Origin of the sequence: Chrysiogenes arsenatis DSM 11915, assembly GCF_000469585.1 — a bacterium.
Taxonomy (GTDB): domain Bacteria; phylum Chrysiogenota; class Chrysiogenetes; order Chrysiogenales; family Chrysiogenaceae; genus Chrysiogenes; species Chrysiogenes arsenatis.
In genome coordinates this window covers 1-24455 of the sequence record NZ_AWNK01000008.1, presented here as the reverse complement: position 1 = coordinate 24455, position 24455 = coordinate 1, and the positions used below count along the sequence as shown (strand labels likewise).

At 52.0% G+C, this 24455-nt stretch carries 25 protein-coding genes; 8 read left to right on the top strand and 17 right to left on the bottom strand.

What is annotated here, in order from left to right; all coding sequences use genetic code 11:
• Positions 1-31 precede the first annotated feature (31 nt).
• The 3 genes from P304_RS0107215 to eno all read right to left on the bottom strand — a co-directional run bounded on the left by P304_RS0107215 (position 32) and on the right by eno (position 3681).
• Complete coding sequence (locus P304_RS0107215; RefSeq protein WP_027389993.1) at positions 32-727, bottom strand: tetratricopeptide repeat protein; 696 nt, start codon at positions 725-727, stop codon at positions 32-34.
• On the bottom strand, positions 720-2330 hold the full coding sequence (locus tag P304_RS0107210) for a CHAD domain-containing protein (RefSeq protein WP_027389992.1): 1611 nt from the start codon (positions 2328-2330) through the stop codon (positions 720-722). Before P304_RS0107210 ends, P304_RS0107215 begins: the two co-directional genes overlap by 8 nt.
• 67 nt (positions 2331-2397) lie before the next feature.
• Positions 2398-3681 carry a phosphopyruvate hydratase gene (eno, locus tag P304_RS0107205; RefSeq protein ID WP_027389991.1) on the bottom strand — a complete coding sequence of 428 codons (1284 nt, stop codon included), beginning with the start codon at positions 3679-3681 and terminating at the stop codon, positions 2398-2400.
• A 290-nt stretch (positions 3682-3971) separates the two neighbouring features.
• Between eno and ileS the strand changes: the two genes are divergently transcribed.
• The 3 genes from ileS to P304_RS0107190 all read left to right on the top strand — a co-directional run bounded on the left by ileS (position 3972) and on the right by P304_RS0107190 (position 7668).
• Positions 3972-6743 (top strand): isoleucine--tRNA ligase, encoded by a 2772-nt coding sequence (gene ileS / locus P304_RS0107200; RefSeq protein ID WP_027389990.1) that lies wholly within the window; start codon positions 3972-3974, stop codon positions 6741-6743.
• Complete coding sequence (gene lspA / locus P304_RS0107195; RefSeq protein ID WP_027389989.1) at positions 6740-7207, top strand: signal peptidase II; 468 nt, start codon at positions 6740-6742, stop codon at positions 7205-7207. Before ileS ends, lspA begins: the two co-directional genes overlap by 4 nt.
• A gap of 110 nt (positions 7208-7317) precedes the next feature.
• Complete coding sequence (locus tag P304_RS0107190) at positions 7318-7668, top strand: hypothetical protein (protein ID WP_027389988.1); 351 nt, start codon at positions 7318-7320, stop codon at positions 7666-7668.
• Here P304_RS0107190 and P304_RS0107185 read toward each other — a convergent pair.
• Positions 7659-8381 (bottom strand): TatD family hydrolase, encoded by a 723-nt coding sequence (locus P304_RS0107185; RefSeq protein WP_027389987.1) that lies wholly within the window; start codon positions 8379-8381, stop codon positions 7659-7661. The genes P304_RS0107190 and P304_RS0107185 overlap by 10 nt on opposite strands.
• Before the next feature lie 3 nt (positions 8382-8384).
• Entirely contained in the window at positions 8385-8933 is a 549-nt protein-coding gene (locus P304_RS0107180) for an isochorismatase family protein (RefSeq protein ID WP_027389986.1), read from the bottom strand.
• 150 nt (positions 8934-9083) lie between these two features.
• Between P304_RS0107180 and rdgC the strand changes: the two genes are divergently transcribed.
• The 5 genes from rdgC (at position 9084) to P304_RS0107155 (ending at position 13797) form a co-directional block, all read left to right on the top strand.
• A complete protein-coding gene (rdgC, locus tag P304_RS0107175; protein ID WP_027389985.1) occupies positions 9084-9713 on the top strand; it encodes a recombination-associated protein RdgC in 630 nt (209 codons plus the stop codon).
• Complete coding sequence (locus P304_RS0107170) at positions 9703-10212, top strand: hypothetical protein (RefSeq protein WP_027389984.1); 510 nt, start codon at positions 9703-9705, stop codon at positions 10210-10212. Before rdgC ends, P304_RS0107170 begins: the two co-directional genes overlap by 11 nt.
• Before the next feature lie 185 nt (positions 10213-10397).
• On the top strand, positions 10398-11663 hold the full coding sequence (gene hisS / locus P304_RS0107165; protein ID WP_027389983.1) for a histidine--tRNA ligase: 1266 nt from the start codon (positions 10398-10400) through the stop codon (positions 11661-11663).
• Between the two features lie 50 nt (positions 11664-11713).
• Complete coding sequence (aspS, locus tag P304_RS0107160) at positions 11714-13495, top strand: aspartate--tRNA ligase (protein ID WP_027389982.1); 1782 nt, start codon at positions 11714-11716, stop codon at positions 13493-13495.
• Positions 13496-13503: 8 nt separating this feature from the next.
• Positions 13504-13797, top strand: a complete 294-nt coding sequence (locus tag P304_RS0107155) for an MTH1187 family thiamine-binding protein (RefSeq protein ID WP_027389981.1) — start codon at positions 13504-13506, stop codon at positions 13795-13797.
• A gap of 31 nt (positions 13798-13828) precedes the next feature.
• Here P304_RS0107155 and P304_RS0107150 read toward each other — a convergent pair whose 3' ends face one another.
• From P304_RS0107150 to P304_RS16165, 12 genes are all read right to left on the bottom strand, one after another.
• On the bottom strand, positions 13829-14608 hold the full coding sequence (locus tag P304_RS0107150) for an SDR family NAD(P)-dependent oxidoreductase (protein ID WP_027389980.1): 780 nt from the start codon (positions 14606-14608) through the stop codon (positions 13829-13831).
• 13 nt (positions 14609-14621) lie between these two features.
• On the bottom strand, positions 14622-14822 hold the full coding sequence (locus tag P304_RS0107145; protein ID WP_027389979.1) for a hypothetical protein: 201 nt from the start codon (positions 14820-14822) through the stop codon (positions 14622-14624).
• Positions 14815-15066, bottom strand: coding sequence for a hypothetical protein (locus P304_RS0107140; protein ID WP_027389978.1), 252 nt, complete (start codon positions 15064-15066; stop codon positions 14815-14817). Before P304_RS0107140 ends, P304_RS0107145 begins: the two co-directional genes overlap by 8 nt.
• An 84-nt stretch (positions 15067-15150) precedes the next feature.
• Positions 15151-16647: an NADH-quinone oxidoreductase subunit N gene (locus P304_RS14555; RefSeq protein ID WP_051321508.1), complete on the bottom strand. Its 1497-nt coding sequence runs from the start codon at positions 16645-16647 to the stop codon at positions 15151-15153.
• Between the two features lie 13 nt (positions 16648-16660).
• Entirely contained in the window at positions 16661-18169 is a 1509-nt protein-coding gene (locus P304_RS0107130; protein WP_027389977.1) for a complex I subunit 4 family protein, read from the bottom strand.
• Between the two features lie 13 nt (positions 18170-18182).
• Positions 18183-20066 carry an NADH-quinone oxidoreductase subunit L gene (gene nuoL, locus P304_RS14550; protein ID WP_034764675.1) on the bottom strand — a complete coding sequence of 628 codons (1884 nt, stop codon included), beginning with the start codon at positions 20064-20066 and terminating at the stop codon, positions 18183-18185.
• 7 nt (positions 20067-20073) lie between these two features.
• Positions 20074-20388 (bottom strand): NADH-quinone oxidoreductase subunit NuoK, encoded by a 315-nt coding sequence (gene nuoK, locus P304_RS0107120; protein WP_027389976.1) that lies wholly within the window; start codon positions 20386-20388, stop codon positions 20074-20076.
• Positions 20382-20900: an NADH-quinone oxidoreductase subunit J family protein gene (locus P304_RS14545; RefSeq protein WP_051321507.1), complete on the bottom strand. Its 519-nt coding sequence runs from the start codon at positions 20898-20900 to the stop codon at positions 20382-20384. The genes nuoK and P304_RS14545 overlap by 7 nt, the downstream gene beginning before the upstream one ends.
• A gap of 4 nt (positions 20901-20904) precedes the next feature.
• Positions 20905-21441, bottom strand: a complete 537-nt coding sequence (locus tag P304_RS16170) for a 4Fe-4S binding protein (protein WP_051321506.1) — start codon at positions 21439-21441, stop codon at positions 20905-20907.
• Positions 21442-21448: 7 nt separating this feature from the next.
• Positions 21449-22486 (bottom strand): NADH-quinone oxidoreductase subunit NuoH, encoded by a 1038-nt coding sequence (nuoH, locus tag P304_RS0107105; RefSeq protein ID WP_027389975.1) that lies wholly within the window; start codon positions 22484-22486, stop codon positions 21449-21451.
• 9 nt (positions 22487-22495) lie between these two features.
• Positions 22496-23650 carry an NADH-quinone oxidoreductase subunit D gene (locus P304_RS0107100; protein WP_051321505.1) on the bottom strand — a complete coding sequence of 385 codons (1155 nt, stop codon included), beginning with the start codon at positions 23648-23650 and terminating at the stop codon, positions 22496-22498.
• Complete coding sequence (locus P304_RS16165; protein ID WP_051321448.1) at positions 23647-24276, bottom strand: NADH-quinone oxidoreductase subunit C; 630 nt, start codon at positions 24274-24276, stop codon at positions 23647-23649. The genes P304_RS0107100 and P304_RS16165 overlap by 4 nt, the downstream gene beginning before the upstream one ends.
• Between the last annotated feature and the right edge of the window lie 179 nt (positions 24277-24455).

Genomic DNA, 24455 nt, shown 5'->3' with positions numbered 1-24455 from the left:
CTAAACTCCTGAAAGTCTCAATTGATGGCGGTTAGAGGTCGTGTTCGTCGGGGAGTTGTGCCTGATCGGGCGGCGCAAAAAGCATCCCTTTGGCGAGTTCAAATTCTTTTGAAAGATCAAGGCCGATGGCAACCGCGGGAAAGGCCATGCGGACGGAAACGTAGAGATAACAGAGAGCTTCGAGTCCGCTAAAATCCCCTTCCAGCGATGGAATGCGGTAGCGCCGTGCGGTGTCGTTGACGCCGATCCCTTGCTGGCCGATTGCAATCATATCGCGGGCAATCTGTTGCAGTTCGCGTGGCGAAAGCTTTCCCAGACGGAGCAAAGCACTGGTCATATGGGTGATTGCGTCAGCTTGCAGTTCTGCCGTGGCGGTTGAACCCAGCAGATGCAGCAGAGTTGTCGCAACAACCTGTTGCAGCTCTTCAGGGACGATATTTTTTTCTGTTTTTTGTAGGTATTCCATCGCCTTTTCTCGGTCGCCGAGCTGGGCATACGCCAGTCCGATGCCAACCCAGAGATACGGGTCGTCGGGGCGTAAAGCATGGGCGCGCAAGAAATAGTGAAGGGCTTCCTGCTGTTTGCCTATCCGTGCGAAAATACCGGCAAGGTTGCGCAGAACGGGTTCGTTGTTTGGGTCTTCACGCAAAAGGTCGTCAAAAATATGGTGCGCTTTTTCGATGTCGCCATGTCGAAGCGCTTCCAAAGCTTCGGTAAATTTATCCATGAGATCCTTCCGAAGGTGTTGTTTCCTGTACAAAGTCAGGGGCAGTTGATGGGCTATATTCTGCCAGCAATAGCTGGAATTGTCGATGGACATCGCGCGTGGCGAGTTTTTTCCAGAGGGTATCAATGCGCTCTCGTTCTGCGGCATTCAGGCCATCGAGGGTAGCCATGATATATCCTAACGCCATAAAAGTGGTTCGATTTCCTTGTCTGGTAAGCTCCATCTGGCGCGCGGTTGCAATGATGAGCCGTTCGTGTACGGCAAGGTCGTTCAGTGCTCCCAACCCATTTTGAAGTTGTTTGAGTGCTTTCACGAGTGGTGCTAGATGCTGCGGGCCATACACCGGCAGGGTAAATTCCAGCAAGTAACGGAGTTTTTTCCCAGCAAGGCGTAGAGCGTGAAGTGACGTTGCCGTTGGTTCGGCATGGTAAAGCTTCCCTTTATGGCGTAAACGGCGGTAGCTCTGTTCAAGACGAGTAATGCTCACCGCCGCGATGGTTTCGTCTGATTCAGGTGTTTGTGCTGCCAGCATTGTGCGCCAACCCTCCATCAATGTGTGGTAGCGGCGTGAACGCAGGGCGCGACACAGAATGGAGTGCGCTTTATCACGGCGCTGCCACAGAAGTGCACGGAAGGGAAGAAGCTCTTCGGCAAGTGTCGATGGCACCGTTTGGCGATATGTTTCAAAGGCTTCAAGGAAAACGTCGATATCGCGTAAAAATCCTGTGCGGCGCGTCAGCCAGCGCCATTGAGGATTGAATTGGCCGAGTTGGTCTGGTGGAAAGAGATCAGCAAATACTTTTATCAGTGAGCGGGTACGCCGGAGCGCCACACGAAAATCATGTAAAAATTCGGTATCCAATCCCTGCTCAATGCCCGGCTCATTCAGCACCATGACATGCTGCAGTTGTTGAAAGGTGCGGACGACCATTGCGGAGGCTGGAGCGGTCGGGTCGTTGCCGAAAGTGATATCAGGCGAGATATTTTGCACCGACACTTGGCACCATTCCAGCCCGCTCAGGAGGAGATTTTCGGGAAGAACCGTGGCATTGCGCAGGCTATCAAAAAGTGCGCGAACCTGTTCCGTAAACGATTTTTTGGCTCCTGCGGGACAGTGAAGCGAAAGGAGCGTAAAGGGGTTTCCGGGTGTTTCGCTGGCCGAAGGGAGGTGCCATGCCGCATGGATAGCATGAAGCTGGATCGGGTGTTTTGTGCATTCGCCAATCGTCCACTGTTGCGCCGTTCCCTGCAAAGAGAGAAGCGGAAGCAAAATACGGTTGGCAATGATTTTCTGCAGTTTGCGTTGAAGTGTTCCTGCGGGGAATTGGCTGGCAAATTGTGGAAAAACCACTCCAGAAGAGATGGCTGTGGCCACCTCTTTGCCTTGCAGCCGTTGCAGAGTGAAACGAAAGCCCTGTGCCGAATTTTCGGCGTACAGCGAATACCCAGCGCGAAAAAGACGCCAATCAAAGGTGTCGAAATAGTCGTGACGAATTTCCGTTGTTCCAGCGAGTGCAAAAGGAAAAAAAGGGGTGAAGGTGGTCGTGATAGTGGCGGTGAAATCATTTTCATCACTCAAGAGGTAGTGTGTCGATGTTGCCATGATGTGCTCTCCAATACTACGACAGCCCCCCCCCGCCGTTTGCAAACGGCAGGGGGTGCGCAAGGTTTTAGCGGAGATTATAGAACGCCCCACAGCCAAGATACAGCGCCTCTTCGTCAAGCTCCTCTTCAATGCGGAGCAATTGATTGTACTTCGCAATGCGGTCAGAACGTGAAGCCGAGCCGGTTTTAATCTGTCCGGCGTTGGTCGCAACTGCCAGATCCGCAATAAAGCTATCTTCGGTTTCGCCACTGCGGTGCGAAATAACGCAGGTATACCCAGCGCGTTTTGCCATTTCGATGGCATCCAGTGTTTCGGTCAGCGTACCGATTTGGTTGACTTTAATCAGGATAGAGTTGCCAATCCCTTTGCTGATCCCTTCGGCAAGGATTTCGGTGTTGGTGACGAATAAATCGTCGCCGACCAGTTGAATTTTGCTTTTTAAGCGGTCGGTCAGCACTTTCCAGCCATCCCAATCCGACTCATCAAGGCCATCTTCAATTGAAATAATAGGATACTTGTCAACAAGGTCGGCATAGAAATCGACCATTTGAGCCGAAGAAAGCACGCGACCTTCGCCGCTCAGGTGGTACATACCATCTTTGTAGAATTCGCTGGCGGCAGAATCAAGCGCCAGAAAAACATCTTCGCCTGCCGTGTAGCCGGCTTTTTTGATCGCTTCCATGATCACTTGCAGCGCTTCTTCGTTGCTGGCAAGGTTTGGCGCAAAGCCGCCTTCATCGCCAACCGACGTGCTGAGGCCGCGTGCTTTGAGCACTGCTTTCAGAGCATGGAAAATTTCGGTTCCCATACGCAGCCCTTCGCGGAAATTCGGTGCGCCAACTGGCATAACCATAAATTCCTGAATGTCGACGTTGTTATCGGCGTGAGCGCCACCGTTCAGGATGTTCATCATAGGCACCGGAAGTGTGCGTGAGTTCATGCCACCAATATACCGATAAAGCGGCATGCCGCAGTATTCGGCAGCGGCACGGGCGCAGGCCATGCTGACGCCAAGAATGGCGTTTGCGCCGAGTTTGCTCTTGTTCGCGGTGCCGTCAAGATCGCGCATCAGGTTATCGATAAACGCCTGTTCGCGTACATCAATCCCGGTCAGTGCTTCTGCAATCACCGTATTTACATTTTCAGCGGCATTTTCTACCCCTTTGCCAAGGTAACGATCACCATCGCCATCGCGCAGCTCAACTGCTTCGCGTGAGCCAGTGCTGGCACCACTCGGAACAGCGGCGCGTCCCATGACGCCATTTTCCAGGACAACTTCAACTTCAATAGTGGGATTGCCACGGGAGTCAAGAATTTCGCGGGCGTAAACATCTTCAATAAACGGCATAGAGGCCTCCTTGGGTAAAGCTCATCAATACACTGTTCAACCATACAACAGTCAGTGGCACTATACGCAAAAAGGTATTTCGAGGGCAAGCGGCAAAGGCGATTCGATTCGTGCGCGGTAGTGTCTTGTGTGACATTGTTCGGGGGATTACCGTCGAGACATGCTAGGGTGATGCGTTGTCGATTCTGTAGTTGTCAATACGGGTCAGCCTCTCTATACTCAAGAACTCAATTTTGTCTATGCTAGTAAACTCATATGCCGACCCGCATACATAAAGGAGCACGCCTTTCATGGAACTTAAAGACACGCTTAATCTTCCGGTTACCGACTTTCAAATGCGCGGCAATTTGCCTGCCAAAGAGCCGGGGATTCTTGAACAATGGGATCAGGTTGATTTGTACAATTCGGTTTTGAAGAACCGCACCGGCAAACCCTCTTTTGTGCTGCACGACGGTCCGCCCTACGCCAACGGGAACACGCATATCGGCCACGCTCTTAATAAAACCCTGAAAGATATCATCATTCGCCAAAAAACTATGGAAGGATTCCATGTTCCGTATGTGCCGGGCTGGGATTGCCACGGGCTTCCGATTGAGCTTGGGGTTGATAAGGCACTGGGGAAGAAGAAAAATGAGACGCCTCCCGCTGAAAAACGGAAGCTGTGCCGCGAACACGCCACGAAGTTTATCGACATTCAGCGGACGGAATTCAAGCGGCTCGGCATCTTGGGCGAATGGGAAAACCCCTATCTCACCATGAACTACCAGTACGAAGCCGATATTGTGCGCGAACTGGGGAAATTCATGGCCAATGGATCGCTTTATAAAGGGCTGAAGCCAATTTACTGGTGCCCTGACTGCGTGACGGCGCTGGCCGAAGCTGAGGTAGAGTACGACGATCACACGTCACACTCCATTTACGTGGCGTTCCCCGTTGCGTCTGACATTACCGATCTTGTTCCTTCCTCGGCGCACACCCCAACCGCCATTGTTATTTGGACGACAACACCGTGGACGCTGCCCGCTAACCTCGGTGTGGCGCTGAATCCGGATCTGGAATACGCCGCCATCGAAGTAGGTGGCAGAATTCTCATCGTCGCTGCAGAGTTGGTAGAAAAGTTGATGGGAATTTGGGGCATTGCTGAATACCGCGAGGTTGCCCGTTTTGCAGGAGCGGCGTTGGAAAAACGCGAGTGCCATCATCCGTTTGCTGAGCGCACCTCGTTGATTCTTCTTGGCGATCACGTCACACTGGAAGCCGGTACGGGAGCCGTTCATACCGCGCCAGGACATGGTATGGAAGATTATATTGCCGGTATGCGGTATGGCTTAGAGCCGTACAATCCGGTTGATGACCACGGCATTCTGAAAAATGATGTGCTCCATTTTGCTGGGATGCACATCAATAAAGCCAATCCTTTGATTATCGAAAAACTGAGCGAGCTTGGCTATTTGCTGGGCAGCGCGAAATTGCAGCACTCATATCCGCATTGCTGGCGCTGCAAAAATCCGGTCATTTACCGCGCCACACCACAGTGGTTTATTTCTATGGAAACAGGCGATTTACGCAAAAACGCCCTCTCGCAAATTCGTGATCACGTGCAGTGGATTCCAGCTTGGGGACAGGAGCGGATTTATAACATGATTGCCAACCGTCCCGACTGGTGCGTGTCGCGTCAGCGGCTCTGGGGTGTGCCGATTACGGTGCTCTACTGCGCCTCGTGCGAAGAGCCGCTCAGCGATATGACGGTGTTTGAAAAAGCGGCTGCCGCGATTGAAGCCGATGGGGTTGATGCGTGGTACGACCGCCCGGCCAGCGATTTTATCGCAGATGGAACCACTTGCCCGCATTGCGGTCACGATAGCTTCCGCAAGGAAAAAGATATTCTTGATGTCTGGTTTGATTCTGGTGTGAGTCATGCAGCGGTTATGGAACGGCGCGGTTTAGGATGGCCGGCGGATTTATATCTTGAAGGGAGCGACCAGCATCGCGGTTGGTTCCATTCTTCTCTGCTCACCGCCGTGGCAACACGCGGCGCGGCGCCGTACAAATCGGTGCTGACGCATGGCTTCGTGCTCGATGGTAAGGGGCGCAAGATGTCCAAATCGGTTGGGAACGTGGTTGCGCCGGATCAGATTATTAAAAAGTTCGGTGCCGATATCCTCCGCCTCTGGGTTGCTGCCGAAGATTACCGTGACGATCTGCGCATTTCCGATGAAATCATGAACCGTCTCGCCGAATCGTACCGCCGTATCCGCAATACCGCTCGCTATATGCTGGGGAATCTCTACGACTTTAACCCTGCCACGGATCTGGTGGCACCGGAAGTGATGGTGGAGTTCGACCGTTTTGCGCTGGCACGGTACATCAATGTCGAAAAGAAAGTGCTTTCGGCCTATTCGCGCTACGAATTCCACGTCATTTATCACGCCTTCAATAACCTGTGCAGTGTCGATCTTTCAGTGCAGTACCTTGATGTTATTAAAGACCGTCTCTACGCTTCCAAGGCCGATTCGCCCGAACGGCGCAGTGCGCAAAGCGTCCTTTATCTGATGCTTGATAGTATGACAAGGCTCCTTGCTCCGATTCTGTGTTTTACTGCCGAAGAAATTTACGGATTTATGCCGGGCGACCAGAAAGCGACATCAGTGCATCTGCTCGATTTTCCTGCCACTCCTGCGGTAGCGGGGGGCGAGGCGCTTATTCAGAAGTGGGAAAAGCTGATGAAAATCCGTGGCGATGTAATGAAGGCGCTGGAAGTCGCGCGGGTAGAAAAAGTCATCGGCCATTCGCTGGAGGCGGCGGTTACATTATGCGGCAAAGATCTGGCGACGAACGAAATTCTCCAGATGTTTACACTGGCCGAGTTACGCGATGTCTTTATTATTTCGCAGATTGCCATTGATCCGGCACTCAACACTGAGCCGCTGGAAAACGGCCTGCGTGTCGCCGTCACTCATGCCAAAGGGGAAAAGTGTAGCCGTTGTTGGATGTATTCCGAAGAAACCGGTGCCCAGCAGGTGGAACTCTGCCCACGCTGTGCGGCAGTATTGCAATCATGAGTCGATTTTTTGGCTGGGGGGCGGTGCTAATCGCCCTTGATCAACTGACAAAATACTGGTTTGATAGTCACTTAGCGCTGGGCGAATCGATCCCCGTCTTGCAGGATTTTTTTCATTTCACCCTCGTCTATAACGATGGCGCGGCGTTTGGGATGTTTGCGGGATGGGATGCATCGATACGCGTCCCGTTTTTTGTTGCCGTAGCGCTGATTGCTACGGCGGTGTGCGTGTATCTCTATCGTACCAGCGCAGAATATTGGGGGCGCTTAGGAGCTGTGTGTATCTTTGGTGGTGCGTGGGGCAACTTGATCGATCGTGTGTTGCACAGCTACGTTATTGATTTTCTGGATTTTTTCTGGGGCAGCTACCACTGGCCAGCATTCAACGTAGCTGATATCGCGATTAGTGTGGGAGCGGCGATACTGCTGCTGGGAATGTGGCGCGAGCGGAAGGCTGTAGCGTAGCGAAACTCATGTATATAGTAACATTTGCATTTAATTCATGTATTTTAGCTTTTTAGTTTCATTTTTTCGCTGTTTTTGTGTGGTCTTTGATGGCGGACAGGAGGTGACGAATGGAAAAGGACCATCTGGAAATTTTACTGGAAGATATTAACGGAAAGTTCTCTTTAGTGTTAGAAGGGCATTCGGCACTGTATGCCGCGATTCAGGCGCTAAGTAAAAAAACAGATGAGCGGTTTGATCTGGTAGATTTTCAGTTCAAGGCGATGAAGGATCACATCGACAATGTTGAGATCCGTTTAGAAAAACGGATCGATGGTTTGGAGAAGCGCATTGATAGCTTAGAAACTCGCTTTGATGGCTTAGAGGTTCGCTTTGATTCGCTTGAACGCAAGGTTGACGGAATTGCCCTGGATCTACAAGAGCACCGTGCCGACACGGAGTTGCACCGGGCTCACGGGTAAGAAGACCGCGTAGTTTTTGAACAATCACCAAAAAGTTGATAGGCATTGCGGGAGGTCACGTTGGCAACGTGCTCTGCGGTTTCACTGCGCAAGGTGGCGAGTCGTTGGCAGGCTGCCTCGAGTATGGGTAATGTTGCTGGTACCGTTTCGTCGGCATCACTTTCCAGTAAAACCCGCTCCAGCGGGAGTGTCATAAAAAGTTGATTGGCTCGGCTGTTTTGCGGTAGGCGAGCACTGAAGCCAAAGTAGATATCCGGCGCATCGATCAGTGAACGGGGAACCTGCGCGAGGGTGCAACTGTGAAGCACGCCGCGAAAGGGTTGTGCTTGGTGGCACCGCAGAAATATTTCCAGTCCCCCCACAAGATGAACGATAACAGGCAGATCGTACGTAATGGCAAGCGCAATCTGCTGGGAAAAATACTGCTTCTGTATCTCCCAGCTTGCAGCGGCTCGTCGGTCGAAGCCACATTCACCAATGGCGCAGAAGCCGCCACTGCCGAGTAGTGTTTCCACGTCGGCAAAGTGGCACGACTCCTTGCCAATCCAAAGCGGATGGACTCCGGTCGCAAAGCGGGCGCAGGGAAATTGAGCGCGCAGTAAACGGGTGTCTTCCGCGGCCACGCCGGGGATAACCACCGGTATTTGAGTATAGTGCTCATCATAGTGCGTCACCCGCCCAAGATGAGCGTGAGAATCAAAGAGCGGTAGCACGGATTACTTGACGAGTTGCGAAATGGCTTTGAACTCAGGGGTGCCTGCGACGCCAAGTAAGTCGAAGAGCACGGTTTCAGTGCTCGTAACCACCGCTCCCATGTGTTTCGCCAAATCAGCGCCACGCTCAAAATTTTCTGGTGTACGGCTACCAACAGCGTCTTTCAGCAAGAAAACCCCGTAACCAGCGTCCAGCAAAGCGCGCACGGTTTGGAAAACGCAGATGTGGGTTTCCATCCCTGCAATGACGATGTTGCGGATGTTTTTTTCCTGAAGGTAGGCCGCCACTTCTTCTGTCAAGGCGGGGAAAGTGATCTTTTCAAAGCGGGCATCGTCGGGTTGAAAGTATTCCGCCACAAAAGGATCTGTCGCGCCCAGTCCTTTGGGGTACTGTTCGGTGTAGCAGACGGGAACGCCAAGGATGTGGCAGCCCTGAATCATAATGGTGGTATTTTTGATGATTTCTTGGCGGTTGTTGATGATTTGTGCCAGACGGCCTTGAATGTCGATAACCATAAACAGTGTGGAATTGCGGTCGAGGGCATAGTTCATGTGAACCTCCTGTGGGATAATGGGCTTTTGTAAGATATCCGCTGGAGTGGTGCAAGCGGCTTTTCTCATTTCGCTTCATCTTCACCCTCCTTTTGTGGTAATTTTCCCGCTGCACCCAAAAAACTGAAAACTCTATTGGAAGTCATAATTATGGGATTTTTACACGGCTCACTGACGTATACCACCTACCAGGTAGAGGGCGATTTAAGCATTAACTACATGGAACAGATGTTTGAGGCGCTGCTGAAAAACCGCTTTATTCCGTTTGAAGAGATTGAGTTCGCTGAAAGTACGCTGGGTTGGGTTTCACCGCACAATTTTCTCCACCACCATTTTACGATGGATAAAGTCTTTCCTACCAACGATCATCTGCTGGTTTCACTCCGGCTTGATAAAAAAACCGTTCCCGCCAAAGTGCTCAAGGCGATGTTGCCTGACAAAGAGCAGGAGTACTTACAAGAAACAGGGAAAGAAAAACTGACTCGCGATGATAAAATTTTTGTGAAAGAGCAAGTGCGACGCACGTTGCTCCGTCAGCAGTTTCCCAGCTCGCAGGTGTGGGATGTCCTCTATGATATTCCGGCGGGACGGGTTTTTTTCGGGGCGACAGCCTTAGCAGCGAATGATCTGTTTAGTGAGTTTTTCAAGAAGACTTTTGAGCGCCCTATCCACTTGATGTCCCCCGAATGGCGCATGCAGCATGCCGATCTAACGTCGTCGATGAGTTGGGCGCTGGAACACATTACCCCCGAAACGTTTGGAGCAAACCATGGCCAGTGATTTTATCGGCAAAGAATTTTTGATCTGGCTGTGGCATAAAAGCGAAATTCTCGAAGGGCGCTACCGCTTTGAGGACGAGATCATCCATATCTGGATTGATGACTATATTTTGCTGGAAAACCAGTCGGGCGATAGCCGCGAATCACGCCTCGCAAAGGGCGATCCTTCTATTAGTCCGGAAGCGGCGATGGCGCTGTGGGATGGCAAAAAAGTGAAGGAATGCAAAGTGCGCGTGGAGTTCACGGAAGAGCTGGTCGCGACATTTCACATTAAAGGGGCGACGCTGCAAATTGGTGGGCTGCGCTTCCCGGTGATCCTCAAAGAGCATGCCGACGAGGTGTTCATTGAACGGCTGCATTGGCTGAACCGCGTTGAACAACTGATGACCCAGCTCTTCAAAGACTTCAGCCATGAGCGTCTGGAAGCCGACGCGTGGAAGAGTCGGCGTCAGTCGATTAACACTTGGATGGAAGAGAAGTGGAAAGGGTGCTCGGCGTAGGGGTTTGGATACGCTGTGGACAGCAAAGGCTGAGATCTCTCACTCTGTTCGAGATGACAAGCATGCAAGAGTAGGATGACTATGACATAGATATCGTGTCATTTCGAGCAAAGCGAGAAATCTCGCGGTCAGTAAAGACTCAAAACTGCATGCATTTGTGCATATTACTTAAAAGGATACCACTCATGTCAAACAACAACATTAAAGCGATTCGCGGCTTTAGCGACTTGCTTCCAGAAGATTCCCCGTTATGGGGCGATATCGAAGCCAACATGCGTGCGATTCTGGCGCGCTGGAATTATAGCGAGGTTCGCACACCCATCGTCGAAAAAACGGAACTTTTCTGCCGTGGCATCGGCGAAGCGACCGATATTGTCGGTAAGGAAATGTATACCTTTCAGGATAAGGGTGACGAATCGCTGACACTGCGCCCGGAAGGGACGGCAGGAGTGGTGCGTGCTTTTGTCGAACACAATTTGCATACGGCTTCTTCACCCGTCAAGTTGTGGTACACGGGGCCAATGTTCCGCTATGAGCGACCACAAAAAGGGCGTTATCGTCAGTTTCATCAGCTTGGCGTGGAAGTGTTCGGCGAAACCTCAGCGTTGGTTGATGCTGAAGTGGTTGCGCTGGGCTACGAGCTTTTGCGTGCTATCGGTATTCACGAAGCGGTGGCAGTCGAGATCAACAATATTGGCTGCCCAGAATGCCGTCCGGGTTATCGTGATGCCCTCACCGCCTACCTCAAAGAGCGCATTGCCCACCTGTGCGAAAATTGCGTATCGCGCCTCGATAAAAATCCACTGCGATCGCTGGACTGTAAAGCGACAGGATGTCGCGAACAGGTGAAAGATGCGCCGCGCATTGACGATCACCGCTGCCCCGCTTGTGCCGACCATTACAGCGCCCTGCAACACTATCTGGAAATTGCTGGCGTCCCCTTTCAGCGCAACAGCCTGATGGTACGTGGGCTTGATTACTACGTGCGCACGGCTTTTGAATTCACCACCGATAAACTCGGCTCACAAAATGCCATCGGTGGCGGTGGCCGCTATGATGGTTTGGTCGAAACGATTGGTGGTCCAGCCACTCCCGGTGTTGGGTTTGCGTTTGGGCTGGAACGGTTGATTTTGCTCGCAAAAGAACTGGGGATTACGGCCAGTACGCCGGCGCCTGATTACTTCATCGGCTATACTGACAACGCCTATGCGGCACATGCGCTGCGCTTACAGTGTGCCTTGCGCCGTATCGGCAAAAATTGCGAAATTGATCCGCAAAGCCGGAGCGTGAAAGCGATCTTTAAAAAAGGGGATCGCCTGAACGCAAGGGGAGTGGTGCTGATCGGAGAAAACGAGTACAATGCACAGACATACACCCTGAAAAGTATGGCCAGCGGGGAACAGCAAACCGCGACGCTCGACGAAATTATTGCGCTCGAAGTGAGCGACTAACCGTATTGCTTTTTCGTTTTAAGACTATAGAGAAGGAGACCAGACGACTTATGGAAATCATGCAAGGGCTTCTGCGGACACATTCTTGTGGCACACTCACGGCCGCCAATATCGGGGAGCAAGTAACCCTGATGGGTTGGGCGCACCGTCGCCGCGACCACGGCGGACTGATTTTTATCGACCTGCGCGACCGCGATGGCTTGACGCAGATTGTACTTGATCCAACGGTTGTCGCAGAGGCGCATACGAAGGGTGAACAAGTACGTTCTGAATTCGTGCTGGCGGCTGTTGGTAAGGTTCGCCCCCGCCCCGAAGGCACCGTCAACGAAAAACTGAAAACGGGCGAAATTGAAGTTATCATCACCGAACTGCGAATTTTAAACCCGTCCAAAACACCTCCTTTTATGATCGACGACTATCAGGAAGTAAACGAAAACGTCCGCCTCAAATATCGCTATATCGACCTGCGTCGCCCGGAAATTCAAAAACATATTATCAACCGTCACCGTTTAACGCGCGCAATGCGCGAATATCTCTACGATAAAGGGTTCCTTGATATTGAAACGCCGGTACTCACGAAATCAACGCCGGAAGGGGCGCGTGATTATCTGGTTCCTTCGCGCGTCAACCCTGGTCGATTCTTTGCGCTGCCGCAATCGCCGCAGTTATTCAAACAGCTTTTGATGATTTCCGGTTACGACAAGTATTTCCAGATCGTCAAGTGTTTCCGCGACGAAGACCTTCGCGCTGACCGTCAGCCAGAGTTTACTCAGCTGGATATGGAGATGAGCTTCATCGACCGCGAGCAGTTGATGGAACTGATTGAAGGGTTGTTTGCCTACCTTTGGAAGCAGGTGGCTGGTGTTGAGATCCCCACGCCATTCCAGCGTTTAAGCTATGCCGAAGTTATGGATCGTTTTGGGTGCGATAAGCCGGATACGCGCTACGGATTAGAATTGATCAACCTTTCTGATCTCGATTATTCTGGCTTTCAGGTGTTTAGAAATGCACTTGATAATGGCGGACAGGTCAAAGCGATCAACGGTATTGGATGTGGCGAACTGAGCCGCAAAGATATCGACGATATGACGAAGGAATTGACCGTCTTTGGTGCCAAAGGTCTGGCTTACATTAAAGTGAAAGAAAACGGCGAATACCAAAGCCCAATTACTAAATTCTTGGGCGAAGCGACGTTGAAAGCGATCGTTGAGCGTTGTGGCGCGAACGTCGGCGACTGCATATTCTTTATGGCCGACACCAAAAAAGTAGTAGCCGATTCATTGAACCGCCTCCGTTCTCTGCTGGCACAGCGCCTCGATCTGATCGACAATAGCAAATACAATTTCTTGTGGGTCACCGAATTCCCACTGCTCGAATATGACGAAGATGCTAAGCGTTGGAACGCCATGCACCATCCGTTCACCTCCCCGATGGACGAAGACGTGCCACTGCTGGCAACCGATCCGGGCGCGTGCCGTGCTAAAGCGTACGATCTTGTTTTGAACGGCTTTGAAATTGGTGGCGGCTCCATCCGTATTCACCGCGAAGAAGTGCAGTCGGCCATGTTTAGCCTGCTTGGCATCGGCGAAGAAGAAGCGCGTGCCAAGTTTGGATTCCTGCTTGATGCTCTCAGCTTTGGTACGCCACCGCATGGCGGGATTGCTTTTGGGGTCGACCGCGTAGCGATGATCCTTTCTGGCACCAACTCCATCCGCGACGTGATTGCATTCCCAAAAACGCAGAAAGCAACCTGCGTCCTGACCGACGCGCCAAGCTTGGTTGACGACAAGCAACTGCGCGAACTCCACATCAAAACGACCCATATCGAATAGGTGTTGTGATGTTAGCGGAATTTTCGATTACCCCCCTCGATAAAGGGGGGAAACAACTTTCTGAATACGTGGCGAAATCGCTGGAAATCATCCGCCAGAGCGGGCTGAAGTATGAACTGCACGCGATGGGGACGATTGTAGAAGGGGAGCCGGAAGCGGTTTTTGCCCTGATACAAACGTGTCACATGAACATGCGGCAGTATTCTGGGCGCGTTTCCACTTCCATTAAGATCGACGATAAAGTTGGTGTTACCGGAGCGCTGGAAGGCAAAGTCGCCGCGGTCAAAGAACGGTTAGGATAGTTAAAAAAGGCGACCTACCGGTCGCCTTTTTTTATTTGGTCACGCGATAAATCATCCCGCCACTCGCCTGATGCGTGGGCGACATCATGATATCGTGAATCTGCACGTGCGCCGGGCGGGTGGCCATAAACAGCACCGCTTCGGCAACATCTTCTGGCGTGAGTGGTTTCAGCCCCGTATAGACCTGTTTGGCACGCTCGGTGTCGCCGTGAAAGCGGACATTGCTGAAGTTGGTTTCCGTCATCCCCGGTTCGACAATACTGACTCTAAGGGGCGTATCAATGGTATCCATGCGCAGGCCATCGGTGATAATGCGCAGCGCGGCTTTACAGGCACAGTAGACGGCACCATTGGGGTACGCGCCGCGACCAGCCGTCGAACCAACGTTGATGACCGTGGCGGCTTCACGCCCGATCATGCCCGGAACCAAACCGCGCAGTAGATAGAGCACCCCCTTGATGTTGGTGTCGATCATGGTTTCCCAATCGTCGATGCTGTTTTCATGCAGCTTTTCTAACCCAAGTGCGAGTCCCGCATTGTTGATGAGGATATCCGGCGCTTGCCATTCTGCCGGAAGGCTTTCTAGCGCTGTGGCAACGTCGCTGCGACGACAGACGTCAAGTGGCAGCACAAACGATTGCGTGCCATACTGTTTGGCGAGTTCAGCCGCGACCATTTCAAGCTTGGTTTGATTGCGCGCGCAGAGTAGCAGCTTGGCGCCGGCCTTCGCAAGCGCATGGGCGCAGGCCAGCCCAATCCCGCTGCTGGCACCTGTGATAAAGGCTTTCTTGCCGACTAATGATGCGCTCATGTGTTCGTTCCTCCTATGGCATTGGTTTGGTGCGGACAAACTCGTTCTCTTCGTTGACATAGCCAAATCCATGTTCGGTAGCAAATTCATTCCACCAATCAAGCCCTTTTAGGTAGACTTCGCGTTCGTTGCCCAGCGTTTCCATGGCAAGCCTCCAAACGTCGACACCGTATTCCTGTGCCACGGCGCAGCGTGGCTGGTCCATGCTACTCATGAGTGATCCTCGCACGAATCTCTGCGAGGGAGAGATTTTGCTGCATCAATGGATACGCCAGAACAATTTGTCGATTGGTGTATTCGCTGAGTGGAAGGGCATACTGATCCACCGTCGCTTCGGCAGCGGTTTCCAGGTAAATGCCATCAGGGTAGTGTGCCAGAATGAGCTTTTCGCGGTCATTGGCCAGGAGTGCTCGCAGTTCGTCGTACAGTTCACCCTGGGAGTTCATTTTTCTTTGCATCGTCGTTCCCCCTTGCGTATTTACAGCAAAGCCCCGAAGCATACACTCCGGGGCTTTGTCAATGGTATCAAGAATTCAAGATGCTTACAACCGCTCCATCGACCAACGGATAATGTTGATGATCGGCTCGGCAAAGAACATCGAGAGCAACATCCCCGCAAAACTAAACCCAAGAGCGGCGGATACGCCAGACCCCGAAGTCGTGGCATTGCGAATTTCAGAAGTTTGTTCATCGAAGTACAATGTTTTGATAACGCGCGCATAGTAGTAAAGCGACACGATACTCATGATCAGACCGATGATGGCGAGCCAGACATAGCCACTTTGTACCGCAGAACCGAAGAGGTAGAACTTCGCAAGGAAGCCGATAAAGGGCGGCAACCCAGCCAAGCTGACTAGACAAGACGCGGTGACAAAAGCCACCAGTGGGCTCTTTTTCGCCAGACCGGCTAGATCCGCCGTTTCAGCGCTTCCAACCATCCGGCTAAAGTGCATCAGACCAGCAAAGGCACCGATGTTCATAAAGAGGTAACCGAAGAGGTAGAATACCGTCGCCGTTGCGCCATCAAGGAACGCCACTCCGGCAGGGAGGTCATTTGTGGCCATAAAGGCGACGATACCAACCAAGACATATCCCGCATGTGAAATACTGGAGTAAGCCAGCATCCGTTTCACGTTGCTTTGTACAAGCGCCGCCATATTACCAATAATCATGCTGGCCGCTGCCATAAAGGCGAAGGCCAGTGCCCATTGGCTGGCAATGACTTCGAGGCCGTAACCCATGAAGACGTAGTCAACCAGACGGATGACGATCGCAAAACCGGCAATTTTGGAGACGACTGACAGGAACGCGGTTACGGGATACGATGCCCCGTGGTACACGTCCGGCGACCATTGGTGGAACGGAACAACGGCCAGTTTGTAGCCCAGTCCGCCCAGAACCATAATCATCGCCAGTGTTGCTGCCATGCTGGAATGCCCTTCGAGGAGCAGTCCAAGCGAAGCGCCTGCTTCGGCAATGTTCAGGGTGCCTGTCATACCAAAAATCAGAGCAAAGCCAAACAGCATCACGGCGGAAGAAATCGCGCCGTAGAGCATGTATTTAAACGATGCTTCGGCCGCTATTGGCTTGCCGCGCTGCATACCAACGAGAACATACGAGGTAATACTCAGCATTTCCAGCCCAAGGAAGAGAGAAACCACGTTGCCAGAACCAGCCAGTACCATCCCGCCAAGGGTGGCAATGGCAATCAGGTAGTAGTATTCACCCTGTTTGGTGTGACGTTCTTGGGCGTAAATAAATGACATCATAAGCGTCAGAATACCGCCGGACAAAATCATGATGCGGAACCACCATGAATAGCCGGTGTGCTCAAACATGCCGGCAAAGTTAAACGCTGTCGAATACTCTCTGAGCCCAATCAGGGTGACGAGTGCGCCCACCATGCCGAGCAGTACCATGTAGCCGACAGCTAACTTATTCTGTCTATTGATGAACAGGTCGGCAACGGTGGCAATAAAGATTGCCGCCACAACGAGCAGTTCAGGGAAGATAATTACGAGATCGGTGTGATGTGTCATAGTGTCCCCCTTCCTAACCTAACAGCCCGAGGAGCTGAACTGTCGCCGGGTTGATAATGTCCATGATGAGGAACGGCAGAATGCCGGTAATCAAAACGACAATGAGGCAGGCGATCATATTAAATTTTTCTAACCCATTCATATCAGACAACCCATTCCACACTGCTTTGCGTGGCCCAAAGAAGACCCGCTCTTGCAGCCAGAGCATATACGCGGCACCAAGGATAATCCCCAACACAGCAATGATCGTGAGGATCGGGAAGCTTTGGAAGGCGCCAACATAAATCAGCACTTCTGCCACAAAGCCGTTGAAACCAGGGACACCGACTGCCGCAAACGCCGTAACCAGAAACAGGGCAGAAGCCATTGGCATTTGCTGTGCCAAGCCGCCAAGTTTCGCGATTTCGCGCGTATGGGCGCGATCGTACACCACGCCGACCATAAGGAACATCATCGCAGTGATGGTGCCGTGAGCAAACATTTGCAGAATCCCACCGTTAAACGCCATGTGATTCAAGCTTGCAAGGCCGAGCAGGACAAAGCCCATGTGCGAAACCGAACTGTAGGCGATAACCTTTTTCATATCGGTTTGCGCTAAAGCAAGGAAGGCACCATAGACAATATTGATCACACCGAGCACGGCAAGGAGCGTTGCCAGATATTGTGTCGCTTCAGGGAATAAGCCGAAGTTGAAGCGGAACAGTCCATAGGCGCCCATTTTCAGCAGGACACCAGCCAGCAGTACTGATACCGGCGTTGGTGCTTCAACGTGTGCGTCTGGCAACCATGTGTGCAGTGGCACCACCGGCAGTTTGACCGCAAAGCAGAGGAAGAAGCCAAGGAAGAGCAGAACCTGAACGAACATGCTCAGATCGCGCAGAATACCGCTTTGCGATACGGTGATGTAGTCAAAGCTGTATGCGCCAGCGTAGAAGTAGATCGCCAGCAGCGAAATGAACATCCCCGCAGAAGCGAGCACGGTGTACAGGATGAACTTATACGATGCATATTCGCGGCGTGGGCCACCCCAAATACCAATCAGGAAGTACATCGGGATCAGTTCTAATTCCCAGAAAACAAAGAAGAGCAGCATATCAACCGAAGTAAATACGCCGATCAAAGCCGTTTCAAGGAAGAGGAACAGCGCAAAGTAGAGCTTCGGACGTTTGTCGGCGATGTTCCACGAAGCGAGTGAACAGATAAAGATCAGGAACGTAGTGAGGACAACCATCGGTAGCGAAAGGCCGTCGACGGCTACGTCATAGCTGGTGTTCAGGAATGGGATCCAGTTCCAAGTATCACGGAAAAGGTACTGATTCTCGCCACCAGCATACGGCCAGTAAGAAAATGCCATGACCACGGAAAGGACGAAAACGGTAAACGTGGTGGCCGCCGCAATGTAGTGAGGGGCTTTGGTGTTTTCCGATTTTCCCTGCAACGCAATGATCAGCGCGCCGATGATCGGGATGACCATCAAAGCCGTCAGCGTCAGGGTATTGAGTTCGGTTGGATTGATAAACATTCGCTTTCCCCTCCTATACCAGCAGTACAGCGGCGATAACCGCTACGGCAAGTACGAGTACTGAAACGTAAGTCTGAATTGAGCCGGTCTGCAGCAGGCGCACGCGACCGCCACACCAGTAGGTAACGCTGCCGATCAGGTTTACCGCGCCATCAATGATAGTGCGGTCGAACCACCAGCTCGCTTTACCGATGCCCAGCACGACATACTTGCTCAATGCGCCGTACATTTCGTCGTAGTAGAACTTGTACGTCAACAAATTGTGCAGGTAGCTGAAGCGCTGCTTCATCTTCTCAGGGCAAATCGTCCCCTTAACGTACATCAAGTAGGCCACCACAATGCTGACCACGCTGGTGAGCGTTGCGATAATCATAACTGGCACATTCAGGTGGAGCGTAACCGGCTCGCCACTGACCGGCATGTAGTGCAGGAAGTCAGCAATCATGCTGTGTCCACCCCAGAAGTGTGGCAGCGCTGGCAAGCCCGCAACGACGGTGAAGAAGCCAAGAATCGCCAGTGGTACTGTCATTTGCCAAGGAGACTCATGCGGATGGGCGTGGCCACGGTATTCGCCGTGGAAAGTCATGAAGTACATCCGGAACATATAGAAGGCCGTCAGACCTGCGGTGAGTGTCCCCATGACATAGATCAATGGGTTCATCGCGAAGGCGGCCGCCAATACTTCATCTTTACTGAAGAAGCCGACGAATGGAGGAATACCAGCAATCGCCAAACAGCCGATCAACATGATGATGGAGGTAAACGGCATGGTTTTGCGCAGACCGCCCATGTAGCGCATATCCTGTTCGTGGTGACAGCCGTGGATGACCGAACCACTATCAAGGAACATCATCCCTTTAAAGAAGGCGTGCGCCATCAAGTGAAAGAGTGCGGCGGCGTACCCGATTGGCCCCATGCCAAGGGCAAACATCATAAAGCCAAGCTGCGATACCGTAGAGTAGGCCAGTGCCTTTTTAATATCGTACTGCACAACAGCAATACAAGCAGCAAGGAAGGCGGTAATGATACCGATCCACGCAATGAACTGGAGTGTGGTGGCCGAAGCTTCGAACAGGAAGTAGATTTTCCCAACCATGTAGACCCCGGCGGCAACCATCGTGGCCGCGTGGATCAACGCTGATACTGGGGTTGGACCTTCCATCGCATCAGGTAACCACACGTGTAATGGCCACTGAGCCGATTTCCCGATAGCACCGCAGAATATCCCAATCCCCGCCGCTGTCAAAATCCAGCCGGAAAGATCGCCCACGACAATGGCCTCGCGAAGTTCAGCAAAATCTAACGTGCCAGTCACGGCAAAGATAATCATAATCCCGATCAGGAAACCAAAGTCCCCGACGCGGTTGGTGATGAAGGCCTTTTTCGACGCGGCTGCTGCCGATGGTTTTTGGAACCAGTGACCAATCAGCAGGAAGGAGGAGACCCCGACAAGCTCCCAGAAGATGAAGAGACCAAGGAGGTTGTCAACCAGAATCAGTCCGAGCATCGACGAAGTAAACAAGCCAAGGAATGCAAAGAAGCGGGAATAGCCGCTGTCGCCTTCAATGTACTTGGTAGAAAACAGCTGCACCAGCGTACTGACTGTCATAACGATAAAGAGCATCATGGCCGTCAGGTTATCGACAGCAATGCCAAAGTTCAGATCAAAATCGCCGGTAGTCAGCAGGCGATAACTCCACTGTGAAGAAGAAAGGTCATAGCCCAGAAACGCTCCGGCCAAAACTAAAGTGGCGAGCGCCCAGCCAAAGGCCGACGGGATGATGACCACAGTGTGCGCCAGCTTTGGCCACGGACGAACCAGTAACAGGGCAATACACCCAGCAAGGATCGGCATGACGCCAATGAGCCACGCATTCGATATGGCAAATTCAATCATAGGTACCTCACCACTTCAGCAAATTGAATTTGGACATGTCTACCGTCCGGTAGTTGCGATACACGACCAAGAGGATAGCCAGCCCCACCGCGGCTTCTGCAGCGGCGACCGTCAGGATGAAAATGGTAATCATCTGCCCTTCCAGCGTATCTGGCGTGACATAGCGCGAAAAAGCAATAAACGCCATGTTGACCCCGGCTAACATCACTTCGATCGAAAGGAGCACTTTGACCGCATTGCGGCTCACGATAATACCAAAAATCCCAAGGCAAAAAATCGCTGTTGCGACGTAGAGGAAATGATTCAGAGTTACACTTAACATTTATCCCCCTCCTCATCCTTCTTCGCCAGAACAATAGCGCCAGTCAGTGCCATCGAAAGGATAATCGCGGCAAGGTAGAACGGCACAATGTAATCGGTGAAGTACTGAACACCAATGTAAACTGCGGTGCGCTCTAGCAGCGGAGCCGCATCAGAAATCTTCCATTCAGCCGTCGAAATGGCGCAGACCATAATCAGGAACAAGGCACCACTGACTACGAGGCCAGCAAGGATGTTGTTCAGTTTTGGCCGCTCGGTTTCGTGATCTTTCGGATCGGTCAGCATGATCGCAAACACGATCAAAAGCGACAGTGCTCCGGCATAAACCATGATTTGGACGACACCAATAAACTCGGCGTTGAGCAGGAAAAAGAATCCGGCCACACCCAAGAACGCTCCGACCAGACAGACAACACTGGCGACAATGTTGCGGACAAAAATCATCGCAAGCGCGCTGGCAAACATAGATGCTGCCAGGAGATAAAACACGAGATGATAGATAAAGTCACCCATACGTCTACTTCCCCTTCATTTCCCGGTTTTTCTTAGCGATGAACTCTGGAAATGTCATAGCCAGTTCATCCTTATTCATTACAAAAAGCTCTTTGTAGTAGTAGGCCGTTTCGTACTCATGCGCTTGGAAAACCGCGTCGGTTGGACAGTGTTCGGCACACAAACCGCAAGAGATACATTCGCCGATATCGACGGTGTACTTGTCGATGACGGGAACTTTTTTGACTTTGCCATCCACTTCACGGTCTTCGCGGTGCGATTCGAGATGGATAACGTCGATCGGGCACGCCTTGACGCACATATTGCAGGCAATGCACTTTTCTTCGATAAAGTAGAGACGTCCACGCGAGCGCTCGGCGAGCGGACGGACAACTTCGGGATATTCGCGTGTTGGGCGGGGGCCACCAGCGTACTTGAGTACCGTTTTCATTCCGGTCGCAATCGCCTTGGCACCTGCGAACACCGTATTGATCATCGAAACACATTCGCCAGTTTTGGCTGCGGGCGCTTCTATCGTTGCATGTTCATCATGATGAGCCATAGTTATCCTACCTTAGAATGTACAGGACTAAGCCGGTAACAAAAATGTTCAAAATCGTCAGCGGAATCAGCCCTTTCCAGGCAAAGCTCAGGAGCATCCCGATCGTTACCCGTGGCAGTGTTGCCCGCACCCATACGGTAATACCAAAGAAGAAATAGGTCTTCGCCAGGAACACAATGGGGTTGATAAGGTAGCCGATGGTGCCAGTGTGAAGTGCGTTAATCACTTCGATATTGGCAAACGGTAAGTACCAGCCACCAAAGAAGAGCAGCGTCAGCAGGGCACACATGGTGACAGAAGCGATGTACTCGCCCATAAAAAAGCCACCAAACTTAAACCCTGAATACTCCGTGTTAAATCCAGAAACCAATTCACTTTCCGATTCAGGAAGGTCGAATGGCGTCCGGTTTACTTCGGCAGTCATACAGATATAGAACAGCAGGAACGCTAATGGCTGCTTCCAGATATTCCAGAACCCTTGCTGCTGCAACACGATGTCTTGCAGGTTGAACGATCCGGCAATCAGGAAGATTGGCACGACCGAAAAGAGCAGGGGGATTTCGTAACTGATTGCTTGACCAACGCCGCGCATCGCCCCAAGGGTACTCCACTTGTTGGCGCTGGCATAACCGGCGATAATCGTGGCAAACGTTCCCATGCCGGCAATGGCGAAAAGGAAGAAAATCCCTGTTTCGATATTACTGATAATCATGTTTTCGCCGAACGGAATAACCGCCCACGCGATCAAGGCGGAACTCATCGTAATGATCGGAGCCATCGTAAAGAGTACTTTGTGAACCTCGCGGTTCATGATGTCCTCTTTGGTCATCATTTTGACGGCATCGGCAATCAATTGGAGCAGTCCGAACGGCCCGACGCGGTTTGGTCCAAAGCGATGCTGCAAGACTCCCAACCAACGGCGCTCATACCAAACAAAGAGGATAACCGAAGTCATAACCACCGCGATCATCAGAACGACCGGAACAATGGCGTAAAACAGTTGTTGCGCCCAGAGGGGCCATGCTTGTGTAAAGGTAAAAAACATGCCCTACTCCTACCTGTCGATTTCAGGAAGAACAACGTCATACGATCCGAGGAGGATGACGACTTCCGAAATGTTAATGCCAACCAGCGTTTGCGCGAAGGCATGAAGGTTGGTGAAAGATGCACCACGTAGTTTCGTCCGCATCGGTGTGGCACCGCCGTCTGAAACAACATATGTGCCGAGAATGCCGCGTGCCGACTCGACTTCAGCGTAGGCTTCGCCGGCCGGAGCTTTCCACATGGGCCCGATTTTGGTTTTGCACTGCACTGGCCCTTCGGGCATCAGGTCAATACACTGTTCCGCCATCTTGAGTGATTCTTCCATTTCCACCATCCGTACCATGTAGCGGGCAAAGTTGTCGCCTGAATCGTACACAGGAACTTTGAAGGAAAGCTTATCGTAGGCAAAGTCGGGACGGTCACGGCGCAGGTCGAAGTCGACTCCGGAACCGCGTGACGCAATGCCGACAGCGCCGAAATCCAATGCCTGTTGACGCGTTAGCACCCCTTTGTCAATGAGACGCGTACGGACAATTGGGTTGCCGGTAATAATGGCGTCCATATCTTTCAGTGCTTGCGGGAAGCTCTTGATAAAGGCGCGAATCATTTCGACAGACTTCGGCGTGATGTCGTAACGGACGCCGCCAATGCGGGTGTAGTTATTCATCATCCGCATGCCGGTGATTTCTTCGAAGATATCGAGAATCAGTTCGCGCTCGCGGAGTGCATACATAACAATCGTCGTTGCACCCATGTCGAGTAGGAATGTGCCGACCCACAGCAGGTGCGAGTGGATACGGTTGAGTTCCATCATCAGGGTACGAATCCACTGTGCCCGTTCGGGAACTTCGAGGCCAGCGATGCGCTCGGTGGCGACGCAGTACGGCATTTCGGAGTGGATGGTTGCCAGGTAGTCGAAACGGTTCAGTGCCGCGATGTATTGAATCCACGGACGCTCCTGACCCATTCTTTCCATAGAGCGGTGCAGAAAGCCAATAACCGGCTCTGCTTCCACCACAATTTCACCATCAAGCTTCAGCATAATTTGCAGAACGCCGTGGGTCGAAGGGTGGTGTGGCCCCATGGCCAAGGTCATTATGTCACTTTCGTAGTCGTGTTTGATGACCTGCGGGGGCAAAGGTGTTGCACAGGGTGTTGTGGTCATACTTTCAAACTCCCGTCGGTATTCGGAACAAAGTCTTTGCGGAGCGTGTGCCCTACGGTATCGTCCGGCAAGAGGATGCGGCGCAGGTCAGGGTGACCAGCGTAGCGGATTCCCATAAGGTCGAACGATTCGCGCTCGTGCCAATCAGCCGTTGGCCAGATGGCGCTGACGGAAGGCAATGTCACTGGCTCATTCTTGTTTGCCGTGCGGTATTGCACACAGAGCTGCCACTTATTGGCAATACGGTGGATATGGAGCACGGTGCCAAAGCACTCTTTGTACTCAACACCGGAAAGGCAGTCGAGGAAGTCGAAGCCACCGGCTTTTAGATTGGTGCAGAAAGCAACCACTTGGTCGGGCGTGATGGTGACGATATGCCACTGATTGGCATCCGTTCCTTGATATTCTGTCCCGTCAAATCCTTGCATAAAGCCAGCCAGCCATGCTGGAGCTTCCGGCTTTGGCGCGGGAGTCGCTGCTTCGGCAGGCGCTTCAGAAGCACTTGCAGAAGCAGGAGCAGCTTCGCCACTGGCGGCAGCGGCCGCTTTCTTGGCAGCAGCAGCTTTTTTCAGCTCTTCAAGCTGTTCGGGGGTGAATTTCGGTTTTGGTTTCTGTTCTTCAGACATCTTATTCCCCTCCCAGAATGATCGGGTAATGCTTGCCCTCGACATAGTTCGGGTTGAGTGAACCGTCTTTAAGTCGTTTTGCCTGTTTGCCAACATAATCTTTGCGCTTCAACATCTTTTGACGACGAACATATTCAGGGCTTACTGCCACTCATTGAAAAACCTTTTATGACCTATGG